This is a genomic window from Chryseobacterium sp. Marseille-Q3244 (assembly GCF_940807095.1).
Classification (GTDB): Bacteria; Bacteroidota; Bacteroidia; order Flavobacteriales; family Weeksellaceae; genus Chryseobacterium.
The window spans coordinates 33,961-54,144 of sequence record NZ_CALNWX010000007.1; the positions used below are offsets into that span (position 1 = coordinate 33,961).

Sequence of the window (20,184 nt, forward strand, 5' to 3'; positions counted from 1 at the left end):
AATAAAGTGAAAGTTTCAAAATTAGCAGCGAACCTGATCGGTTCTGAAATTGTAAAAATTGGTAACGAAGTAAATGATCTAAAAGCAAAAGGTGCACAAATTGCCAATCTTACTATTGGTGACCTGAATTCTAATATCTATCCTATTCCAGCATTGCTGAAGGAAGAAATTCAGAAAGCCTATCAGAATAACCTGACAAACTATCCACCTGCCAACGGACTTTTATCTTTAAGAAAAGAAGTATCCAAGGATTTGAAAAATAGATGGAACCTGGACTATTCTCCTAATGATATTTTGATTACGGCTGGATCAAGACCTTTGATCTATGCAGTATACAAAACCATCGTAGATGAAGGAGATAAAGTAATATATCCTACACCATCATGGAATAACAACCATTATGCTTACCTTACTTCTGCCAATGCTATAGAAGTAAAAACAAAGCCTGAAACCAATTTCCTTCCTACAGCAGATGATTTACGACCTCATTTGGAGGGAGCTGTTTTGTTAGCCCTTTGCTCACCATTGAATCCAACAGGAACAATGTTCACAAGAGAGCAACTTTCAGAAATTTGTGAATTGGTAATTGCTGAAAACAAGAAAAGAGGAGCAGACGAAAAACCGTTATACCTTATGTATGACCAAATCTATTCTAACCTTACATTTGGTGCAGAACACGTAGATCCGGTTTCTCTTTTCCCTGAAATGAAGGAATATACTGTATATATTGATGGGATTTCAAAATGTTTGGCAGCTACAGGAGTACGTGTAGGATGGGGATTCGGTCCTGCACACATTATTGATAAAATGAAGGCTCTTCTTACGCACGTTGGAGCTTGGGCGCCAAAACCAGAGCAGGAAGCTACAGCAAAATTCTATGAAAATCCTGAAAATGTAAACGTATTCGTAGAAGATTTCAAAGGAAAACTTGAAGAAAGTTTAAAAGTTCTTCACGGAGGAGTTCAGGATCTGAAAGGAAAAGGTTTAGCGGTAGACAGTATCGAACCGATGGGTGCTCTTTATCTTACCATTAAATTAGATTATATAGGAAAAACAAAACCGGATGGAGCGGTAATTGAAAACTCTTCTGATCTTGTATTCTACCTAATCAATGAAGCAGGGGTAGCTTTAGTACCATTCTCAGCTTTCGGAGAAGATAAATCAGAGCCTTGGTTCCGTGCTTCCGTTGGAGGATTAGCTGTTGATGAGATCAAAGTAATGCTTCCGAAATTGGAAACAGCTTTGAATAACTTGAAGTAACTTCAAATAAATATATACTTCGACTCCGTTTAGCATGACATCGTTAAGGCTTACAAATCTTAATACCATTGTCACGCTGAGCGGAGTCGAAGCATTTTTATAGTTTAATAACTCATGAAATTTCCAAGAAAATCCCTTTATTGAAACAAAATATTTATTTTATTCTACACTGGCTATTATCATAGTAGTGATTATCAATGTTTGGCTTTCCGGAAAAGAAGATCACCGATCTTTATTTCAAAATTCTATCTTATCAACCTCTATTCTGGCAGGAGCATTTTTCCTTTTTATCACGTTAGGATTGTATTTTTTTTCGAACATTGTTATGTGTTTAAAAACGCTGGAAAATGTAAAGGAGATCTGGTTAAAAGCGTTGGACTCGGCTTTTTATACTCATTTCTCTATATTTTTCTGGGTCTATGGAATCATCTTCTTTATCAATTATATAAACTACATTAGATGGGTATTTTATAAAAAAATTAAATAAATATTAAAAAATAAGTAAACATTTTGTAGTAAAGTCAACAAGGATTTATCTTTGGGGCTTTTATAAGCTAAGAATAAACAGGGTTGAAAACAACAACGATGAAAAAATTGAGATTTTTGCTGCTGCCAATGTCTATACTGGTATGTTCGCAAGAAGTAGATACGTTACAGGTAAAGGAACTGTCGCCAGTACCAGACTTACCTAAAGTACAAACTTACACTCTGAAAGACGGTTCTGTCAGAACATATCCAAAACCTAAACTTCTGGATTTTGTAACCAAGCTTCCGCGAAATTTTATTGATACCAATAAAGATTTTGTAGCAAAAGATCATGCCTACTATTTAGGAGGTGCCGTTGCTTCAACACTGATCCTTTTGCCTTTTGATCAGAAACTCATCGATAACTCAAGAGAGTTGGGTGAAAGATGGGGTATGAATAAAGATAACAACTATACCAAATTGGGTGGTGTTTTCAAAATTCCTAAAGATATCGGATCTACATTGTATCTTATAGGAAATGGATCTACATTAGTATTTCTTGGAATCGGTTTCGGAGCCTATGGTTTAATTAAAAATGATTATAGAGCACAGGCAACAGCGAGTGGATTAATGGAAAGTTTAATTCTTTCCGGAGTTTTCACCCAAACGATCAAAAGAATCACCGGAAGAGAAAGTCCGTTTATTGCCGAAGAAAACGGAAATAAAGGAGGGGCATGGAATCCGTTCCCAAGTTTTTCAGCATTTGGAAAATATACTTCTAATTATGATGCCATGCCATCCGGACACTTAACAACCTTTATGGCTGGGATCACCGTTATTGCAGACAATTATCCGGATGCTCGATGGATAAAACCTGTAGGGTATACATTAGCCGGAGCTTTATGTTTTCAGATGATGCAAAGTAAAGTTCACTGGGCATCAGATTATCCTTTAGCATTATTAATGGGATATTTTATTGGAAAAACCATTTCAAAAAGCAGGTATACAACCTCAGAAGGAACAATAGGAAAAACAAAATATAAATTTGACCTTATGGCATCCCGCCAATGGGAATACAATATGGTAGGCGTAAAGCTATCTTTTTAACAACTGACTCATTTAAATAAAAATCTATACCCGATTCCCACATCTTCAATAAGAATGTGGGAATTTTGTTTTTTTAAAAGAGATAAAATTATAGCGTTTAATAGATAATTTGGTTAGAATACCACATTTTATAGAACAAACTAAAATAGTTTTCACTATTTTTGGTCTGAATAAGCCATATCATTCATTTTTTTGGAGATATTGGCTTGAAAAGACTTAATTAATATTTACTGAATGAAAATAATCGCTGTTATCCCTGCGCGCTATGAAGCAAGCCGTTTTCCGGGAAAACTGATGCAGATTCTGGGAGAAAAAACTGTTATTACTACTACTTATCAAAATGTTGTGGAAACAGGACTGTTTGATGAAGTATTTGTAGCAACTGATTCTGAAATTATCCTGAATGAAATCACTAAGAATGGAGGAAAAGCTGTAATGACAGGACAGCATGAAACAGGAAGTGACCGTATTGCTGAAGCTGTACAAAATATAGATTGTGACATCGTTATTAATGTTCAGGGAGATGAACCATTCCTTAAACTGGAACCTTTGAAGCAGTTGATTGAAGTTTTTAAGCAAGACGATCAACAGGAGATTTCCCTGGCTTCCCTTAAAATAAAATTGTCCGAAAAAACAGAAATAGAAAACCCGAATAATGTAAAAGTAATAACGGATAATAACGGTTTTGCCTTATATTTTAGCCGTTCCGCAATTCCTTTTCACAGAGAAGTTTCTTATGATGTGAGCTACTTTAAGCATATTGGAGTGTATGCATTCAGAAAAGAAGCTTTATTACAATTTTCTAAACTTGAAATGAAACCCCTGGAGATATCCGAAAAGATCGAATGCATCCGCTACCTGGAATATGGAATGAAAATCAAAATGATAGAAACCAATTTCGTTGGAGTAGGCATCGATACACCGGAAGACCTGGAAAAAGCAAGAAAGCTGATTTAATTTGAAAAACGCGAGAGAACTTGAGAATAATAATACGACTCATACTTTCTCAGTCTTTTTGCTTTTTATCCCAATTCCCCTTATATTTGAATTGATAAATAAGTTTTTGATAAAGGTCTTATTTTATAAGTATTATTTTACGGTTCAGTTTTGAAATCTCAAATTGTCACCTGTAAAATTTGAAAATAAAATATTATATCTTACAAAAACGTTAGGTTTTAAAGAAGATCCGGGAATGATTTTAAATATATAAATGAAAATCATGTTCCTCAAAATAAAAATAGCAAGGTAGACTTGATTTTTAATTCTTCTTTAAATAACTATTTTAATAAAATTAAATGAAAAAAATAATATACTTACTCCTTTTTACCGTTACGAGTTCATTGTACTATGCTCAAACCGCAAAGGAAATTATAGATAAAAATATTGAATTATCCGGAGGTTTAACCAATTGGAAGCTTTTAAACTCCGTATTGCTGCAAGGAAAAGTGGTATTGGGAATTAAGGATGAGTATCCTATAAAAATATATCAACAGCGCCCTAATCTTACCAAAACGATTATTGTAATTGGAGGAAAAGAAACTGCAATTGAAGGTTTTGACGGAAACAAAGGTTATGCGATGAACTATGCCGCCAATAAACTTCAGGTATATCCGGAATATGTACCGGAAAACTTTGATAATGATTTTATTGACTGGGAAAATAAAGGCTTTGATGCTAAATATCTTGGAAAAGAAAAAGTAGGTGAGATTTATTGTCATAAAGTGGAACTAACAAAGAATGTGAATAAGAATATGTATTATTTTGATACAACAACTTACATGCTTTTAAAGGAGATTAAAAAAGAAGAAACGGTAGTATATTCCGATTATAAAAAAGTAGGAAACCTTACGATGCCTTTCAGAATAGAATCTTCAAGTCCTAAAAAAGATGGAGACTATGTGATGCTTCTTAACAGAATAGATATCAACAAGGTCTTTCCTGCCAATATTTTTAAGTTTTAATTCATCTGCAGCTTCGGTTGCTTAAATTTATAAGAAATGAAAAATATTTTTTTAATGCTGCTTTCTTTTATTGCGTTTCTGCAAAGCTGCACCAATCAAAAAAGTGAAATTTCTCAAGCTAAAACCAAAGAACTTATGGGAAAAACAATATATGACTTTAAAGTTGAAAGCCTTGATGGTAAGGAGATCAACTTTGCAGATTTCAAAGGAAAGAAAATTCTGATCGTGAATACAGCTTCTGAGTGTGGTTTTACTCCTCAGTATGCAGACCTTGAAAAACTATATGAAGAATACAAGGACAAACTGGTAATCGTAGGCTTCCCAGCCAATAATTTTGGCGGACAGGAACCTGGAACCAATGCTGAAATCGGAACATTTTGCCAGAAAAACTATGGTGTGACATTTCCTATGGCAGCGAAAGTTTCTGTAAAAGGAGATGATACGGCACCTATCTTTAAATATTTAACAGAACAGGAGTTGAACGGAGTAAAAAATACAGCTATCCTTTGGAACTTTACCAAATTCCTGGTTGATGAGAATGGAAAGCTGATTGATAGTTTTGTAAGTACTACAAAACCTACAAGTGAGTCAATTACAAAATATTTGAAATAAGAAATAAAAAAGTATATTTTTACAAAGTGGATGATTACATCCACTTTTTTTATTTTAAAATAAACAATAACTCATGAAAAAAATATTTTTTGCAGTTTGCATTCTGGCAGCTTTTTTATCAGGATTTGCCTTTAAAGCAGTGACAGAAAAAGAATCTGACGCTCTGAAAAGAGTAACAGGGATAGGTGGAATCTTTTTTAAATCCAAAGATCCCAAAAAAATGAGAGAATGGTATAAAGAACATTTAGGTTTTGAAGTCAATGAATATGGATCTGTCTTTGAATGGTATCAAGGAGCAGATAATTCTAAAAAAGGTTTCAGCCAATGGAGTCCTTTCAGTGAAAAAACAAAATATTTCCAACCTTCAGAAAAAGATTTTATGATTAATTATCGGGTTCACGATCTTGAAAAGTTGGTTGAGCAGTTAAAAAAAGAAAACGTAACCATTCTGGACAAAATTGAAACCTATGATTACGGAAAGTTTGTTCATATAATGGATATTGAGGGAAATAAAATAGAGCTTTGGGAACCTAATGATAATGAATATGAGAAATTAGGACAAAGCATTGGAAGTAAGACCACAAAATAAATTATATTTTTGTTCCGAATCTTAAAAAAACAAACTAAATCAAAGCATCTGTGCCAATCTGCGAAAATCTATGGTTAAATAAAAATTACCACAGATTGCACGGATTTACACAGGTTTTTTAGTATAATATTTTATCATCCATCAATACCCTTTTCCGCAAAACAAAAAATATTACCCAGTTTAATACTGGAATATCCATTACTTTTTATCTTAGAAGAATTAATCATTGCCTTTGCTAGAATATCTGTAGGTAAAGGCTTTTGACTTTCGAATAAGCCTAATTTATTAGCAAATTTTATAATCCTGCTGCCCAGAACTTCACCGGTTCTCTCAGAACTTTTTCGCTCCAGCATTCCAGGTTTAAAAATGGTGATTTTATTGAAATGTAATTGTTTTACAGCTTCTTCCAGCTCACCTTTCATTTTAGAATAGAAAATCTTAGATTTTGGATTGGCTCCATAAGCAGAAACCAGGATATAATCCTCTACATCATTCTCTCTGGCTGCTTTGGCAAATTCATATTGGTAATCAAAATCTACTTTTTTCTGAGCTTCCTTGCTTCCAGCATCTTTCAAAGTTGTTCCCAGACATGAAAATGCAACATCTCCTTTCACCATTCCTTTCCATTCTCCAGGATTTTCAAAATTTACAATATGAACTTTTAGCTTTTCATTCTTAATGTCAACCGGTTTTCTTACAAAAATATCGACTTCTTCAAAAGCCTTGTCATTAAGTAGCTGATTCACCAAGTCTTTTCCTGTAGCGCCTGTGGCACCTATTACTAAAGCTTTCATAACAATCGGGTTTGATATAATGGTATTTTCTTTCTTAAATTTACTAAATTTGAATAAAAGATAAAAGATAAAAGATAAAAGATAAAAGATAAAAGATAAAAGATAAAAGATAAAAGAATACCTTAAACATCTGATTGTATTTTAAAAACTCAATTATCATTAATCATATTACTAATTACCTATTACTCATTACTTATAAATCTATGGATGCCAACGAAATATTAGATTATTGTCTTACTAAAAAAGCGGTTACAGAAAGTTTTCCATTTGATAATGAAACCCTTGTATTGAAGGTGGATACCAAAATGTTTCTGTTGATGGGTCTTGAAAGGCAGCCATTGTCGATCAATGTAAAGACAGATCCGGAATGGAGTGCGGAACTTCGGGAGCAATATCCTCAGATTACGGGAGCATATCATATGAATAAAACCCATTGGAACTCAGTGTATTTGGATGGATTAAAAAGAGATTTAATTTTAAAATTAATAGATCATTCTTACGATTTAGTGTTTAAGTCGCTTACCAAAAAAGTACAGCATACCATTAATAATTCTTAAAAATTTTAATTCCTGATGTAAAGTAAAATTGATTCAGGTACGGATTTTGTTATCAAGTATCTGTGAAATATTAAACTGAAATTAATTAAAATAAGAACATATGAGAAACTACCTTTTATTATTCATGGCAGCCGGTGCCTTAACATTATCAAGTTGTAATAAAACAGAGAAAAAAGAGCAGCCAGCTACTCCTGAAAGTACCGAGAGTGTGAAATCAGAAAATCTTAAGATTGAATTTACAGGGACAGAGAAATTCACAATTAAAAATCCAAAGCTTAAAGTAAGTCTATACGGAGTGAGTGAAGGCCTTCAAGATGCCCCTGCAACATTAATTACCGAACAAGAATTTGAAGGAAAAACAATTCCTTTTACCATTGAACTATCAGTACCACAGGATGCGGAAAGCAAGATCAATCCAAAACCTACGAATGGAGTAAAATATTATATTGCTACTGAATGGGATTCTGATGGTAACGGAAAAGCCAACGAAAAAGGAGATATTTTTATTGACCACGATAAAGCGTTTCCTAATGTGAAATTAAATAGTGACACCCAAAAGATCTACGTAAAGATTTTGAAATAAAAAATTAAAAGGCTATTCAGTGATGAATAGCCTTTTTTGTATCTTAAAAATTAAATTCTTCTGTTAGTCGCTTATCTTCATCAAGCCGTTCAATAAGTTTCTCTAATCCTTCAAACTTGATTTCATCATGAAGAAAGTCTCTGAATCTCACAGTGATCTTTTCATTATAAATATCTTTATCAAAATCAAGGATATATACTTCAACGGTTAGTTTTTCTCCATTGACCGTAGGATTTGTTCCAATGCTCAGCATTCCTTTGTATTGTTGACCTTTTATTTCCACTTCAACAATATAAGCTCCTTTTTTAGGCAAAAGTTTAATGGATTCCGTATCAATATTGGCCGTTGGATATCCAATAGTTCTTCCAATTTTTTTTCCATGAACCACCGTTCCGGAAACAGGGTAGGAGTATCCCAACATTTCATTGGCCTCTTTAATATTGCCAGTTAAAAGTGCATTACGAACTTTGGTTGAACTGATGTTATTCTCATGAATATTAATGGCTTCCATCTGTTCCACTTCAAAATCAAGTTCTTTAGACAGCTTTTGAAGAAGTTCAAAATTTCCGCTTTTATTTTTTCCGAAAGAATGATCGTATCCTATAATAAGATATTTTACATTAAGTTTATCAATCAAGATCTGACGTACAAATTCTTCTCCGGTAAGATTTCTGAATTCTTCATCAAATTCCTTCAGAAACAAATTATCAATGCTGTATTTTTCAATACGTTCTTGTTTTTCCTCTATGGTATTCAGAAGTTTTAAATCTTCATTGGGATTAAAAACAAATCTCGGATGTGGCCAGAAAGTAAGAATAGCAGTTTCCAGATTGTTTTCTGTTCCTACCTTAATGAGCTCATCAATAATACTTTTATGTCCAAGATGTACCCCGTCAAACATCCCTAAAGACAATGCTAAAGGCTTTTGAGAGGAATAATCTTTAAAATTCTTGAAAACTTTCAAAACGGAAAAAATTTGATTTGCAAATATAAAGCCTTTAAAATTATTCATAATGATATAATTTAATTATTTGAAATATTATTTATATTTAAATGGTTTTATTATTTTCATTGATTTATTCTCATTTAAAATTGTATTATATTGATTGTTTTTGTATTTTAGAAAGAAAATATTATGAATAAAAAACTATTTATTGGTGCAGTTGTTTTAGGAATTCAAATAAGTGCACAGTGCAATCCTTTGAATTTACCCTATACTGAAGATTTTGAAAGTGTAACAACGCCGGCATTGCCCACTTGTTCTACCATAGAAAATGCAGGTTCAGGGAATGACTGGACTACCAGACAGAATGCCTTTACCGGTATTGACAGTAAGGCATTAACCTATAAATATCACTCCTCCAATGATGCTAATGCCTGGTTTTTTACCCCAGGTCTGAATCTTGTAAGTGGAGTAGAATATAAATTGACATTCACCTATTCAGGAAGCGGATTTGATGAAAAGCTAAAGGTGGCTTACGGAATGAATCCTAATAGCTCTTCAATGACCAATCAACTAGCAGATTATCCAGATATTGCGGATGAAGATATTCATACGGAGACCGTAACATTTATACCTCAAACTACTGGAGCATATTACATGGGATTTAACTGTTACTCAGATGCTGATCAGTTTTATTTGCAAGTTGATGATATTAGTGTAACGACTTCGCAGCTAAGTACAGCAGAAGTAACAAATAGGAATAATGCAGTAAAAATATATCCTAATCCATTTACAGAGGTAATCAGTATTAATAAGATTGAAAATGTACGATCCATTTCAATTACAGATATTTCTGGAAAATTGATAAAAACTTTTGATAAGCCTTCATCAGAATTATATGTAAAGGAGATTGGCTCCGGAATATACATGTTGAAGTTGGAAATGAAAGATGGTTCACAAAAAGTGGTTAAGATTATAAAAAAATAAGTATTTAATTGATTATCTGAAATAAGCAATTAAATAATAATAAAAAATATTGATAGGTTAGAACCAAAGGAGTTTTTCTTCTTTGGTTCTTTTATTAAAAAGCATGATAAAAATCTTTTTTTTACCAATTGCGTGTTTACGAAGAATCACTATATTTGCACCAAGAAAAAATTTAGCAATGGCAAACCAAATTAAAGGTAAAATTTCTCAAATTATTGGTCCGGTAATCGACGTTGTCTTTAATGATGTGGAAGCAGTTCCAGCAATCTATGACGCGTTAGAAATTACAAAAGAAAACGGTGAAAAAGTAGTTTTAGAGGTAGAACAACATATTGGCGAAGATACAGTAAGATGTATTGCAATGGACGCTACTGATGGTCTTAAGAGAGGTCAAGATGTAATCGGATATGGAGATCCTATTACTATGCCAATCGGTGAGGCTGTAAACGGAAGACTATTCAACGTTGTTGGTGATGCTATCGACGGACTTAAAAATATATCTAAGGATGGTGGTCTTCCAATTCACAGACCAGCTCCAAAATTTGATCAATTATCAACTTCAGCAGAAGTTTTATTTACAGGTATTAAAGTAATCGACTTAGTTGAACCTTATGCAAAAGGAGGTAAAATTGGATTGTTCGGTGGTGCTGGTGTAGGTAAAACTGTATTGATTCAGGAGTTGATTAACAATATTGCAAAAGGACACGGAGGACTTTCTGTATTTGCCGGAGTAGGTGAAAGAACGAGAGAAGGAAATGACCTTTTGAGAGAGATGCTTGAATCAGGAATTATCAAGTATGGTGATGATTTCATGCACTCTATGGAAAATGGAGGTTGGGATCTTTCAAAAGTAGACCTAGAGGCTATGAAAGAATCTAAAGCTGCATTCGTATTCGGACAGATGAATGAGCCGCCAGGTGCAAGAGCTAGAGTAGCACTTTCTGGTCTTACATTAGCTGAGTACTATAGAGATGGTGGAGAAAGCGGGCAAGGTAGAGATGTACTTTTCTTCGTAGACAACATCTTCCGTTTTACACAGGCTGGTTCTGAGGTGTCTGCACTTCTTGGTCGTATGCCATCAGCGGTAGGTTACCAACCAACTCTTGCTTCTGAAATGGGTGCGATGCAGGAAAGAATTACTTCAACTAAAAATGGTTCAATTACTTCAGTACAGGCAGTATATGTACCTGCGGATGACTTAACTGACCCAGCTCCTGCAACAACGTTTGCTCACTTGGATGCAACTACGGTACTTGACAGAAAGATTGCTTCATTAGGTATTTACCCAGCGGTAGATCCACTAGCTTCTACTTCAAGAATCTTATCTCCGGAAGTTATCGGTCACGATCACTATAACTGTGCTCAAAGAGTAAAAGAAATTCTTCAAAGATACAAGTCACTTCAGGATATCATCGCGATTCTTGGTATGGAAGAACTTTCTGAAGAAGATAAATCAGTTGTCTACCGTGCAAGAAAAGTTCAGAGATTCTTATCTCAGCCTTTCCACGTAGCAGAACAGTTTACAGGTATTCCAGGATCTTTAGTAGATATCAAAGATACTATCAAAGGATTTAACATGATTATGGATGGTGAATTAGATCACTTACCAGAAGCTGCTTTCAACTTGAAAGGAACCATCGAGGAAGCTATCGAAGCTGGACAAAAAATGTTAGCTGAAAACGCTTAATAATTAGACATAAGATTCTTAGACGTGAGATGAGAGACATTCAATATGTCAAAATCTTTTATTCTTTCAATCTTTTAATCTTTTAATCTAAATTAAAATGAATATAAAAATTTTAACACCAGAATACGTAGTTTTTGAAGGAGAAGTAAACTCAGTATTATTGCCTGGAAAAAATGGTGAATTCCACATCATGAAAAACCACGCAGGAATCGTTTCTTCTTTAGTTGGTGGTAAAGTGAAGCTTTTTACAAACTCTGTAAATGAAGCTTATGCTAAAAACCTTACCAAGGAAAATGATAAAGATTCTATCTTTTCATATTCTATCAAAAGCGGTGTTGTGGAATTTAATCATAACAAAGGAATTATCCTTTGCGAATAATTAAATGAAAAGCTAAATATATTTTCAAAAAAGTGTAACTTTGGTTACACTTTTTTTATTTCATTTCATGTAAAAATCTGGTTCTATGAAGAAAAGTATAATCATATTCTTTACAATTTTGGGTATATTCCTCAATGCTCAGAATATTAAAACCAAAAGAGGAATTATCAATTTAGACGGAATCCCGGTGGCTAAAATTTCAAATAAGTCCAATGAATACACTTTCATGGACTTAAAGGAAACGCCTTTGTACACTATAAAATTTATTGATAAAAGTATTGTTGATTCTGTGAGGGACAGTTATATACAAATCAATAGGGTATATAACAGGGATAAAACCATCGAGGTCGACTATTCTTCACCTTCTGCGTTTTCCGGGGAAGAAAAATCTGCGGTTTATACTTCCGTGAAAGACTTTAAAATTATAGATACTAAAGGCATCAATGTAAAGACCCTGGATGAGTTGTTTTCAAATGTGCCGAAAAGGAAACTGGACAGTAAGACGAAGGATGCCTATACCATCAGAAAAAAGATCGATAAACTGAATCTTGAAGTAAACAAGGTAGGTGAAATTCTCAGTAATGGTGTTCCTGTGGGATATTTTACCAATTTACCGGTAAGTTTTGGCTCAGATGATAAAATTATAGATAAAAGCTTTATTGATATTGAGATCTATGATGCAAAGAGTAAACTCATCGGGAAATATATTACAACAACAAAACAATTGAAAACGGCTGGCGGAAAGTCTTTTACCCTTTTCAAAGAAATGTCCGGCAGAGCATCTATTTTAAAATATCCAACCTATAAAGCGCTTGCAGAACGTATGGCGATTATGGATCCGAATTTTATTAAAATTCAGGAAAAAGTGTCTGTAGGACCTGTTACGAAAGATACCCCTAATTGAGTCTACTGAAAAAAATATAGATAAAAAAACCTTGGAAAAGCTTTTTTAGGTTTCATTTTATCTATTAATATATATTTTATTCGTGTATTCGCGGCAGAAAATAGATGCTAAGAATACACGAATTTTCTTATAAAATATGATATAATAATCAGAGAAGCCGGAATGGCAAAAATTATGGACATTTTATTTTTAGCAGATATAAAGCTATTCAATAGAAACGGGCTTTAGCCCGTTTAATTATAAAATTATAAAAAGAGAATTCCATTGGCTTTAGCCAAAACCTATTTTTACCCTTGCATTTAGAAAATTCTGCTATTTAGAAAATCCCTGAGAAAAATTGCTGCAATTTTACAAACTCAAAATTACTCCATTTTCCTTCAATTGTTGCATTGGTTTTGAGAACCAGAACAATTCGAAATCTTCAAAATTCTCTTCAAAATGATTCTTAAGTTGTTGAGCTGTAGGTTTTTTCTGATTATCTATTGAATATTCTTCCAACATGCTCGTCAGCCATTCTGCTTTGTCCTGTTCCATCTCCACCTTAACAATATTGGTTTTTAGGTGGAATGTAAGAAGCGTATATGTACCAGAATATTTCTTTTTATTTTTTATGCGATTCTCAGCGATTACATTTTTAGTTAAAAAGACAATTTTTGAATTTCCTTTGAATTTAAAATCTTCATCTTCTAATAAGCTATCATGAATATAATCGGGATGAATTGTTGTTCTTGGAATTTTAAAATCAAACCACTCTTGAAGAGGAAGTTCAAAATTAACTCCGTGCATATAATTGAATAAAGATTTTTTTAAACCTGAACTAAATTTATTATGATCGATCCCTGTTTTGTCTGTAAAGTCAATATCATTATTTGCAAATAGAATTTCCTGCTTGATGGGAGTAACTCCAAATTCTTCTGGATTTAGTCCAACTGGTGAATGAGCAGTCATTGCGAACTGATGCCAAAAACCACTTTGTAAAATTCCCATTTCAAATAACTGACGAATCATTTCCATAGAATCAATCGTTTCCTGAATGGTTTGTGTTGGGTAGCCATACATCAGATAAGCATGGATCATAATTCCGGCTTCTGTAAAATTTCTTGTCACTTTTGCAACTTGTTCCACAGAAATCCCTTTATCAATTAATTTCAACAAGCGATCACTTGCCACTTCCAATCCACCGGAAACTGCGACACAACCTGAAAGTTTTAATAAATAACACAAATCACGGGTGAAACTTTTCTCAAAACGGATATTCGTCCACCAGGTAACGACAAGATTTCTTCTTAAAATTTCAAGGGCTACTTCTCTCATCAAGGCAGGAGGTGCTGCTTCATCTACAAAATGGAAACCGGTTTCTCCTGTAGTTTTAATGAGTTCCTCCATTCTATCAACCAGAATTTTGGCAGAGATAGGTTCGTAAATTTTAATGTAATCTAAAGAGATATCACAGAATGTACATTTCCCCCAATAACATCCATGGGCCATCGTTAGTTTATTCCATCTTCCGTCACTCCATAAACTGTGCATTGGATTAGCTATTTCAATAACAGAAATGTATTGATCCAGTTTTAAATCGGTATAATCCGGAGTTCCAATATCCGACTGCTTATAGTCGTGCCTTTTGGAATTGTTCTTATAAACGACTTCCTGATTTTCAATTAAAAAAGTCCTTTTATATTGAGATTCTTCACTTTGCCCAGAATGACCAAAAACATTTTCACATAGAAGCTCAAGAGGAATTTCACCATCATCAAGAGTAATAAAATCAAAGAATTCAAATACTCTTTGATCTTTTATTTCTCTTAATTCTGTGTTGGGAAAACCTCCGCCCATTGCGATTTTAATATGCGGGTAATTTCTCTTGATAAATTGTGCGGATTTGAAAGCCGAATATAAGTTTCCAGGAAAAGGAATAGAAAAACAAACCAATTTAGGCTGAACTTCTTTTATTTTTTTCTGAAGAATTGTTAAAGTAAAATCATCGATAAATGTTTGCTGATCGGATAATTTTGAATACAATTCATCAAAAGAATTGGCGCTCTTTCCAAGACGCTCAGCATATCTGCTGAAACCGAAGTCAGCATCAATATTTTCAACGATATAATCTGAAATGTCCTCCAGATATAAAGTCGCCAAATGTTTAGCTTTATCTTGTAAACCCATGTTTCCGAAGGCAAATTCCATATCATCCAATTGGTTGAAACGGGAAGCTTCCGGGAGAAAGTTCATGCTGCAGATCTGCCTCGCCAATGTTGGCGTTTTCCCTTGTAAAAAAGGAATAACCTGATCGATGGTTTTTAAATATTCTTCTCTTAATGCATAGATTCTCTGAGCGTTTTCAGAAGCATTATGAATATCAATTTCTTTATTGAAAACCTTTTGTAATCCACCTTTTGAAAATAATTCCAAAATAACATCTATTCCTAAATCAATCTGATAACTGGAAATATTTTTGGTATTTAAAAATCCTTTAATATAAGCAGTTGCCGGATAAGGAGTGTTAAGTTGGGTAAAAGGCGGAGTAATAAGAAGTAGGTCTTTCAACAGAAATTTTTTGCAAAGTTATTCTAAAGTTTTTTTAGAAAAAAATTTTTTGCTCTGATTATAAACAGGGTTGAAATAATACCTGTATGCTTTGAATTATTTTCTCGGAGATCTCACTGATTTCGTAGATCATCGTATAGTTTTATAGTATTACCAAAAAAAGAAAATTTTTTGCATTTGTGGCTTAAAAATTTATGCCACGAATGCACGAATTAAATAGTGTAGTTTTTTAGAACTTCAATAAGGTAAAAGGATGGGTAGATATTTTGAATTTTGTTTTGACGCAAAGTTTTTATTATTAAGTTGGATATTTTAAGGGAGCAAAAGATGGAATCAATGAAATTGATTCTTATTAAGCGAGCGCATAGCCATAAAGCTTCTTCAATGACGAAGTCAGCTCCTTAGCTCCCTAAAATAAGATATTAGAATAATTTTAGCTTTGCGTTTAAAAATAAATATCTACTATTTTTAACGCAAAGTTTTTTTATAATTAAGTTGAATATTTCAAGAAAGCAAAAGATGGAATCAATGAAATTGATTCTTATTAAGCGAGCGCATACCCACACAGCTTCAACGACGAAGTCGGTTCCTTAGCTCTCTAAAATAAAACGTTAGTTTGGCGTTTAAAAATAAATTATAGCTATTTAAATACAGTATCAACAGCATGATTACTGATGAAATTAAGAAAAGATTCTTCGTCAAAATATCCATTTTCATCTATAAGCTCAGGATGTAAAAATTCGGCTTCATGAGAACCATCTAAACTTATATTTTCTATAAATCTGCCTGTTTTTCCCTCAATTACATTGTGAAGACTTATTAAATATGTTGAATGTATACTGCCTTCTGCAACAGTATAATGTCCGTTTTCTGCAATAAGGGAACTGGTTATATTTCCATTACTATACGTTTCATTATCGTTGCCGGATGCTCCAAACAAAATATTACAGGAAATATTTCCTGAACAATAAAGACAACCATTAACAATGATATTTTTGGCCTGTATATTTCCGATAACAATAAGTACAACATAATCCTCCACAAAAAGATCTTCGGAAAGGTCAATGTCTTGCTCGGATAAGATGATTTTATATCCTTCTCCGTCTTCTGTAGTTAAATCAAGAGTGTTCGGTTCTTCGTTTTCTGCAAGGATAATCGTAGGCGTACCATCATCATTATTGGAATCTAAAGAAGCTGCTTTTACCTTTTCCGCAGTTTCCTCATCCAACATTTCAATAAATTCTGAAAGATCTTCTTCCTCTAAAGAGTGATCTTCGAAAAAAGTGAAATCCAATGTTGATGAAACTGTAGAATAAAAACTTTCTGAGTGATTTTTAAGTCGGGTATATAATTGATCTTTTGTGAGTTGTTGTAATTCTTTCATAAACTTTAACCCTATTGCATCTACTTATTGTAGAGAAAATAGGATAGATGCAATATAAGGAGATAAGTTTTATTATGCTAAAAAGCCAAATTTATTCTCAAACATTTTTCCGATCACCGGAATAGGTTTTTTCTGTTCATTGGCAGCATTAATAATCCCAAATACCCATAAGATTAATAAAATCAATCCTATATAATTTAAAAAAGATAAGGCAGGAAGAATAGGGATTACGATGGAAAGAAGAACATTGATAACGACAGTTAATAAGAAGAATCCTAGCCCTTGTTCCAAATGATAGTTAGCCAGGTCATTTTTAGCATGCAAGTCTTTGCTTTTAACATAAGCAATGATCCATCCGATAATTGTTACATAACTTAAAATAGAAATTGTTTTACTGTTCATATTGAATATTTTTTGTCAAAGGTAGAACAGTAGATTTCATCTATCAATAACTGATTGGTTAATGGCAACTTTCAATTGGTATTCAGTAGATCTTGGCAAAAAATGATATTCCTGTAATTTTATTCTTCCTTCATCAGTTTAAAAAAAGCTTCTTTCTTTGCCCTTGATATCGGAATACTGGCTCCGTTTTCCATTTCAACCATCCCTTCTCTGGAATAACTTACAATATAATTGGTATTAATTAGAAAAGACTGATGTACCCGGAAAAAATCAGGCGGAAGGAGAATACTTTCATAGTTTTTAAGAGGTTTGGAAATCATGATTTTCTTTCCATCATTTAGGTAGAAAGTAGTATAGGAACCGGAAGTTTCACAATGCATAATCTGGTTGATCTTTACCACATGCATTGCTTCCTGGGTAGGGAGAATGATTCTTTGGGGAGTTCTGTGCATATTATGACTGAGTTCATGTACCTGTTGTTCTTCAAGAAAACGTTCCTTTATTCCTGAAATTCTGTTAATTGCTATTTCAAGTTCCTCAGCATCAATAGGTTTTAGTAAATAATCCAAAGCGCTGAATTTGAATGCCCGAATAGCGTATTCTTCATAAGCCGTTGTAAAAATCAAATGAAATTTCCGGTAAGAAATCTGTTGAAGGACCTCGAATCCTGTTCCATTTTTTAACATAATATCCATAAAAACAAGATCAGGCTGTAGCCTGTTAATAAGTTTTGCTGCTTCATCAGCACTTTCAGCATAGCCTATGATCTGGATTTTATCCGGGGCAATCATTTCCAACATAATGGACAAAGCTTCCCGTAAGTGATATTCGTCTTCTATGATTATTGTTTTGTACATATTTTATAATATTGGAATAAATAATGTTACCATACAGCCTTGCTGACCATCTTTATCAATGGTCATTTCCCTTACTTCAAGTTTTGCCCTTGAATTATCTTTAAGCATAAGAAGCAATCTCTCATCCGTAATCTTAGTCGAAAGAGAACGATGAGAATCATCTGTTTTCTGCTTTCTGGAAGCGGTAAGTCCGATTCCATTATCCCTAATGGTGCAAATGAGAAGGTTTTCTTCCGGTTTTTCTTCAAAATTAATGAATAATACTCCTTTTTGGAAGGCTTCTAAAGGTTTTAATCCATGCTCAATGGCGTTTTCAACGAATGGCTGTATTAAAAGTGGGGGAATATGAAGCTGCTGATCTACAGATTCTTCACATTGTATTTGGTAATCAAAACTTCGATTTAAACGAAGCTGCTGAAGTTCAATATAGTTTTCCAACGTATGTATTTCTTCTTCAAGAGTAATCGTTTCCATGCGGGATTGTTCTAGTACTCTTCGACTGAGTTTGGCAAATTTTCCAAGATACAATACTGCAAGATCTGTATCTTTTCTGAGAATCATTCCCTGAATATTTCCTAATGCATTAAAGATGAAATGCGGATCCATCTGAGATTGTAACAGTCTTCTTTCAAGAGATAGTTTTTCCGCTAAGCTTTCCAATGTTTCCTTTTCCAAAAGTTCCATTTTAAGTTCATTATTGGTTTGTTGTTGTTGAAGGAAATCTTCTCTTTTCTGATGATAACGCTGTCGGAAATAGTAAGACCGATACATAAAGACAAGTCCCACAAGTAACACTGCGGAAATTCCATATCCTAATAACTGATTTTTTTTCTGAAGTTTATTTTCCTGCTCCAGCTGCTCAATACGAACTATTTTCTTTTCTGATTCATATTTGGCATCAGCATTCTGAAGGATCTGCTGAGTTGATTCGTCATACTTTAGTTTATTATATTTGATAAAAAATGTATCGTATTCAAGATAGGCTTTATAGTCTTTTTCTTCTGCTGCAATATTTTTCAGACATTCATAAAATGCTGCCAAAAGATAGTTGTCTTTGTAGGGCAGAGTCTGTTGATAGGTAATCCCTTCTTTAAAAAGATGTTCTGCGGTTCTATATTCTCCTTTTGATACATAATACTGTCCGCGTAACCCCATAGAACTTCGGTATACGCTTTTGATACCATACTGTTTCCCAATAAGTAAAGCTTTTTCCAATGCAGATAAAAATGAATTTTCATCAATTGGCTTAGGCCCATTCATGTATAAAGCAGCAAGGTTGATATAGGCAATTCCGATATTACTTTTACTGTCTATTTTGGCTTCATTTTTTTCTATAAAAGCAATGGTTTGTTTAAAAAACAAAATGGCATCCTGCCAACGACCGGTGTTTCCTGAAACAATGAGATCAGAAAGATAATTTCCTACCGCCAGTCTTGCATGAAGAATACTTTCAGGATTCCCAGATTTTTCCGCGAATGAAAGTCCTTCATCAGCATATTTTTTAACTTTTTCAGGAGAATCTGGTGAAAAGAGGTAAGAGATATCCGCACCGAGTTTAGCAGATTGGTCATAGCTCTGCATTGTATTAAATAAAGTATAAGCTTTCAAAAAATAAGTAAGAGCCTGTGACTTATCATCAGTATATGATTTGAGATATCCCATCGCAGCATTAGCAAAAGCTTTTGCACGATCACTTTTTAAAGACTTGGCAATGTCATAGGACCTTTCTGTGTATTTTGTGAATTCCTTGAGATGAAGAAGACGTTTATGGGTGAAAGCAAGATAAGCATTACAAATCGCTTCATCTTCTTTATTTCCTGTTTTTTGAGAAACTTGAAGAGCTGCCATCTGCATTTTGAGACTTGCTGACGAATCAGTAAACCTTTTGGAATATCCTTCACTGGCTGCATGTTCGGCAGAAGATACTTGCTGAGCTTTTATGGAGCCACAGGAAATCCAGCAAAATATAAAGCAAAATAGAAGTTGGGTTATGTCGTTTTTTTTGATCATTTCAGTTGATAGATTGGGCTAAATTATACATTGTGGAAGGATTAACAAAATAGCACTGGTTTTAAAATGCTGATTTTAAGGGAAAATTTGAACCTAATTAAGCACATTGTCACCAGTTTTTTACCAAATACCAATTCAAAATGTATATATACCAAT

At 33.5% G+C, this 20,184-nt stretch carries 19 protein-coding genes; 12 read left to right on the forward strand and 7 right to left on the reverse strand.

The features are described 5' to 3' along the window. Nucleotides 1-6: 6 nt before the first annotated feature. The 6 genes from NBX25_RS13710 to NBX25_RS13735 all read left to right on the forward strand — a co-directional run bounded on the left by NBX25_RS13710 (nucleotide 7) and on the right by NBX25_RS13735 (nucleotide 5,994). The gene (locus NBX25_RS13710) at nucleotides 7-1,260 is read left to right on the forward strand and encodes a pyridoxal phosphate-dependent aminotransferase (RefSeq protein ID WP_123911326.1); all 1,254 of its coding nucleotides are present in this window, start codon (nucleotides 7-9) and stop codon (nucleotides 1,258-1,260) included. 585 nt (nucleotides 1,261-1,845) lie between these two features. After that, nucleotides 1,846-2,832: a phosphatase PAP2 family protein gene (locus NBX25_RS13715; RefSeq protein ID WP_250254034.1), complete on the forward strand. Its 987-nt coding sequence runs from the start codon at nucleotides 1,846-1,848 to the stop codon at nucleotides 2,830-2,832. 234 nt (nucleotides 2,833-3,066) lie between these two features. Then, nucleotides 3,067-3,789: a 3-deoxy-manno-octulosonate cytidylyltransferase gene (gene kdsB / locus NBX25_RS13720; protein ID WP_123911328.1), complete on the forward strand. Its 723-nt coding sequence runs from the start codon at nucleotides 3,067-3,069 to the stop codon at nucleotides 3,787-3,789. A 338-nt stretch (nucleotides 3,790-4,127) separates the two neighbouring features. Then, nucleotides 4,128-4,793 (forward strand): histidine kinase, encoded by a 666-nt coding sequence (locus tag NBX25_RS13725; RefSeq protein ID WP_123911329.1) that lies wholly within the window; start codon nucleotides 4,128-4,130, stop codon nucleotides 4,791-4,793. A 36-nt stretch (nucleotides 4,794-4,829) separates the two neighbouring features. After that, nucleotides 4,830-5,405, forward strand: a complete 576-nt coding sequence (locus NBX25_RS13730; RefSeq protein ID WP_123911330.1) for a glutathione peroxidase — start codon at nucleotides 4,830-4,832, stop codon at nucleotides 5,403-5,405. A gap of 73 nt (nucleotides 5,406-5,478) precedes the next feature. Then, nucleotides 5,479-5,994, forward strand: a complete 516-nt coding sequence (locus tag NBX25_RS13735) for a VOC family protein (protein WP_349815579.1) — start codon at nucleotides 5,479-5,481, stop codon at nucleotides 5,992-5,994. Between the two features lie 134 nt (nucleotides 5,995-6,128). On the opposite strand, the gene NBX25_RS13740 is transcribed toward NBX25_RS13735, so the two are convergent. Beyond that, complete coding sequence (locus tag NBX25_RS13740; RefSeq protein WP_123911331.1) at nucleotides 6,129-6,788, reverse strand: NAD(P)H-binding protein; 660 nt, start codon at nucleotides 6,786-6,788, stop codon at nucleotides 6,129-6,131. Nucleotides 6,789-6,991: 203 nt separating this feature from the next. Here NBX25_RS13740 and NBX25_RS13745 point away from each other — a divergent pair, with 203 nt between their 5' ends. Together NBX25_RS13745 and NBX25_RS13750 are read left to right on the forward strand one after the other, a co-directional pair. Next, complete coding sequence (locus tag NBX25_RS13745) at nucleotides 6,992-7,345, forward strand: MmcQ/YjbR family DNA-binding protein (RefSeq protein WP_250254036.1); 354 nt, start codon at nucleotides 6,992-6,994, stop codon at nucleotides 7,343-7,345. Between the two features lie 100 nt (nucleotides 7,346-7,445). Then, complete coding sequence (locus NBX25_RS13750) at nucleotides 7,446-7,928, forward strand: hypothetical protein (RefSeq protein WP_185145574.1); 483 nt, start codon at nucleotides 7,446-7,448, stop codon at nucleotides 7,926-7,928. 43 nt (nucleotides 7,929-7,971) lie between these two features. Here the strand turns inward: NBX25_RS13750 and NBX25_RS13755 are convergent, their stop codons facing one another. Continuing rightward, nucleotides 7,972-8,892 (reverse strand): bifunctional riboflavin kinase/FAD synthetase, encoded by a 921-nt coding sequence (locus tag NBX25_RS13755; RefSeq protein WP_123911867.1) that lies wholly within the window; start codon nucleotides 8,890-8,892, stop codon nucleotides 7,972-7,974. Nucleotides 8,893-9,063: 171 nt separating this feature from the next. Between NBX25_RS13755 and NBX25_RS13760 the strand changes: the two genes are divergently transcribed. From NBX25_RS13760 to NBX25_RS13775, 4 genes are all read left to right on the forward strand, one after another. Next, entirely contained in the window at nucleotides 9,064-9,858 is a 795-nt protein-coding gene (locus tag NBX25_RS13760) for a T9SS-dependent choice-of-anchor J family protein (RefSeq protein WP_123911333.1), read from the forward strand. Nucleotides 9,859-10,036: 178 nt separating this feature from the next. Continuing rightward, the gene (gene atpD / locus NBX25_RS13765; protein WP_123911334.1) at nucleotides 10,037-11,545 is read left to right on the forward strand and encodes a F0F1 ATP synthase subunit beta; all 1,509 of its coding nucleotides are present in this window, start codon (nucleotides 10,037-10,039) and stop codon (nucleotides 11,543-11,545) included. Nucleotides 11,546-11,642: 97 nt separating this feature from the next. Continuing rightward, a complete protein-coding gene (locus NBX25_RS13770; RefSeq protein WP_123911335.1) occupies nucleotides 11,643-11,924 on the forward strand; it encodes a FoF1 ATP synthase subunit delta/epsilon in 282 nt (93 codons plus the stop codon). A gap of 85 nt (nucleotides 11,925-12,009) precedes the next feature. Beyond that, the gene (locus tag NBX25_RS13775) at nucleotides 12,010-12,828 is read left to right on the forward strand and encodes a hypothetical protein (protein ID WP_250254037.1); all 819 of its coding nucleotides are present in this window, start codon (nucleotides 12,010-12,012) and stop codon (nucleotides 12,826-12,828) included. Between the two features lie 348 nt (nucleotides 12,829-13,176). Here NBX25_RS13775 and NBX25_RS13780 read toward each other — a convergent pair whose 3' ends face one another. The 5 genes from NBX25_RS13780 to NBX25_RS13800 all read right to left on the reverse strand — a co-directional run bounded on the left by NBX25_RS13780 (nucleotide 13,177) and on the right by NBX25_RS13800 (nucleotide 20,028). Beyond that, the gene (locus NBX25_RS13780) at nucleotides 13,177-15,375 is read right to left on the reverse strand and encodes a B12-binding domain-containing radical SAM protein (protein ID WP_123911337.1); all 2,199 of its coding nucleotides are present in this window, start codon (nucleotides 15,373-15,375) and stop codon (nucleotides 13,177-13,179) included. 640 nt (nucleotides 15,376-16,015) lie between these two features. Beyond that, nucleotides 16,016-16,759 (reverse strand): hypothetical protein, encoded by a 744-nt coding sequence (locus NBX25_RS13785; protein ID WP_250254038.1) that lies wholly within the window; start codon nucleotides 16,757-16,759, stop codon nucleotides 16,016-16,018. Between the two features lie 72 nt (nucleotides 16,760-16,831). Next, a complete protein-coding gene (locus NBX25_RS13790) occupies nucleotides 16,832-17,161 on the reverse strand; it encodes a DUF4870 domain-containing protein (protein WP_250254039.1) in 330 nt (109 codons plus the stop codon). 119 nt (nucleotides 17,162-17,280) lie between these two features. Continuing rightward, entirely contained in the window at nucleotides 17,281-18,018 is a 738-nt protein-coding gene (locus NBX25_RS13795; protein WP_123911340.1) for a LytR/AlgR family response regulator transcription factor, read from the reverse strand. Nucleotides 18,019-18,021: 3 nt separating this feature from the next. Then, nucleotides 18,022-20,028, reverse strand: coding sequence for a sensor histidine kinase (locus NBX25_RS13800; protein WP_250254040.1), 2,007 nt, complete (start codon nucleotides 20,026-20,028; stop codon nucleotides 18,022-18,024). Nucleotides 20,029-20,184 lie beyond the last annotated feature (156 nt).

What these genes read in the sequence shown, in the direction of transcription:
- NBX25_RS13785 (WP_250254038.1), bottom strand. Translation starts at nt 16,759, where the DNA reads ATGAAAGAATTACAACAACTCACAAAAGATCAATTATATACCCGACTT.
- NBX25_RS13730 (WP_123911330.1), top strand. Translation starts at nt 4,830, where the DNA reads ATGAAAAATATTTTTTTAATGCTGCTTTCTTTTATTGCGTTTCTGCAA.
- NBX25_RS13745 (WP_250254036.1), top strand. Translation starts at nt 6,992, where the DNA reads ATGGATGCCAACGAAATATTAGATTATTGTCTTACTAAAAAAGCGGTT.
- NBX25_RS13750 (WP_185145574.1), top strand. Translation starts at nt 7,446, where the DNA reads ATGAGAAACTACCTTTTATTATTCATGGCAGCCGGTGCCTTAACATTA.
- NBX25_RS13775 (WP_250254037.1), top strand. Translation starts at nt 12,010, where the DNA reads ATGAAGAAAAGTATAATCATATTCTTTACAATTTTGGGTATATTCCTC.
- NBX25_RS13770 (WP_123911335.1), top strand. Translation starts at nt 11,643, where the DNA reads ATGAATATAAAAATTTTAACACCAGAATACGTAGTTTTTGAAGGAGAA.
- NBX25_RS13760 (WP_123911333.1), top strand. Translation starts at nt 9,064, where the DNA reads ATGAATAAAAAACTATTTATTGGTGCAGTTGTTTTAGGAATTCAAATA.
- NBX25_RS13795 (WP_123911340.1), bottom strand. Translation starts at nt 18,018, where the DNA reads ATGTACAAAACAATAATCATAGAAGACGAATATCACTTACGGGAAGCT.
- atpD (WP_123911334.1), top strand. Translation starts at nt 10,037, where the DNA reads ATGGCAAACCAAATTAAAGGTAAAATTTCTCAAATTATTGGTCCGGTA.
- NBX25_RS13790 (WP_250254039.1), bottom strand. Translation starts at nt 17,161, where the DNA reads ATGAACAGTAAAACAATTTCTATTTTAAGTTATGTAACAATTATCGGA.
- NBX25_RS13725 (WP_123911329.1), top strand. Translation starts at nt 4,128, where the DNA reads ATGAAAAAAATAATATACTTACTCCTTTTTACCGTTACGAGTTCATTG.
- kdsB (WP_123911328.1), top strand. Translation starts at nt 3,067, where the DNA reads ATGAAAATAATCGCTGTTATCCCTGCGCGCTATGAAGCAAGCCGTTTT.
- NBX25_RS13715 (WP_250254034.1), top strand. Translation starts at nt 1,846, where the DNA reads ATGAAAAAATTGAGATTTTTGCTGCTGCCAATGTCTATACTGGTATGT.
- NBX25_RS13800 (WP_250254040.1), bottom strand. Translation starts at nt 20,028, where the DNA reads ATGATCAAAAAAAACGACATAACCCAACTTCTATTTTGCTTTATATTT.
- NBX25_RS13740 (WP_123911331.1), bottom strand. Translation starts at nt 6,788, where the DNA reads ATGAAAGCTTTAGTAATAGGTGCCACAGGCGCTACAGGAAAAGACTTG.
- NBX25_RS13735 (WP_349815579.1), top strand. Translation starts at nt 5,479, where the DNA reads ATGAAAAAAATATTTTTTGCAGTTTGCATTCTGGCAGCTTTTTTATCA.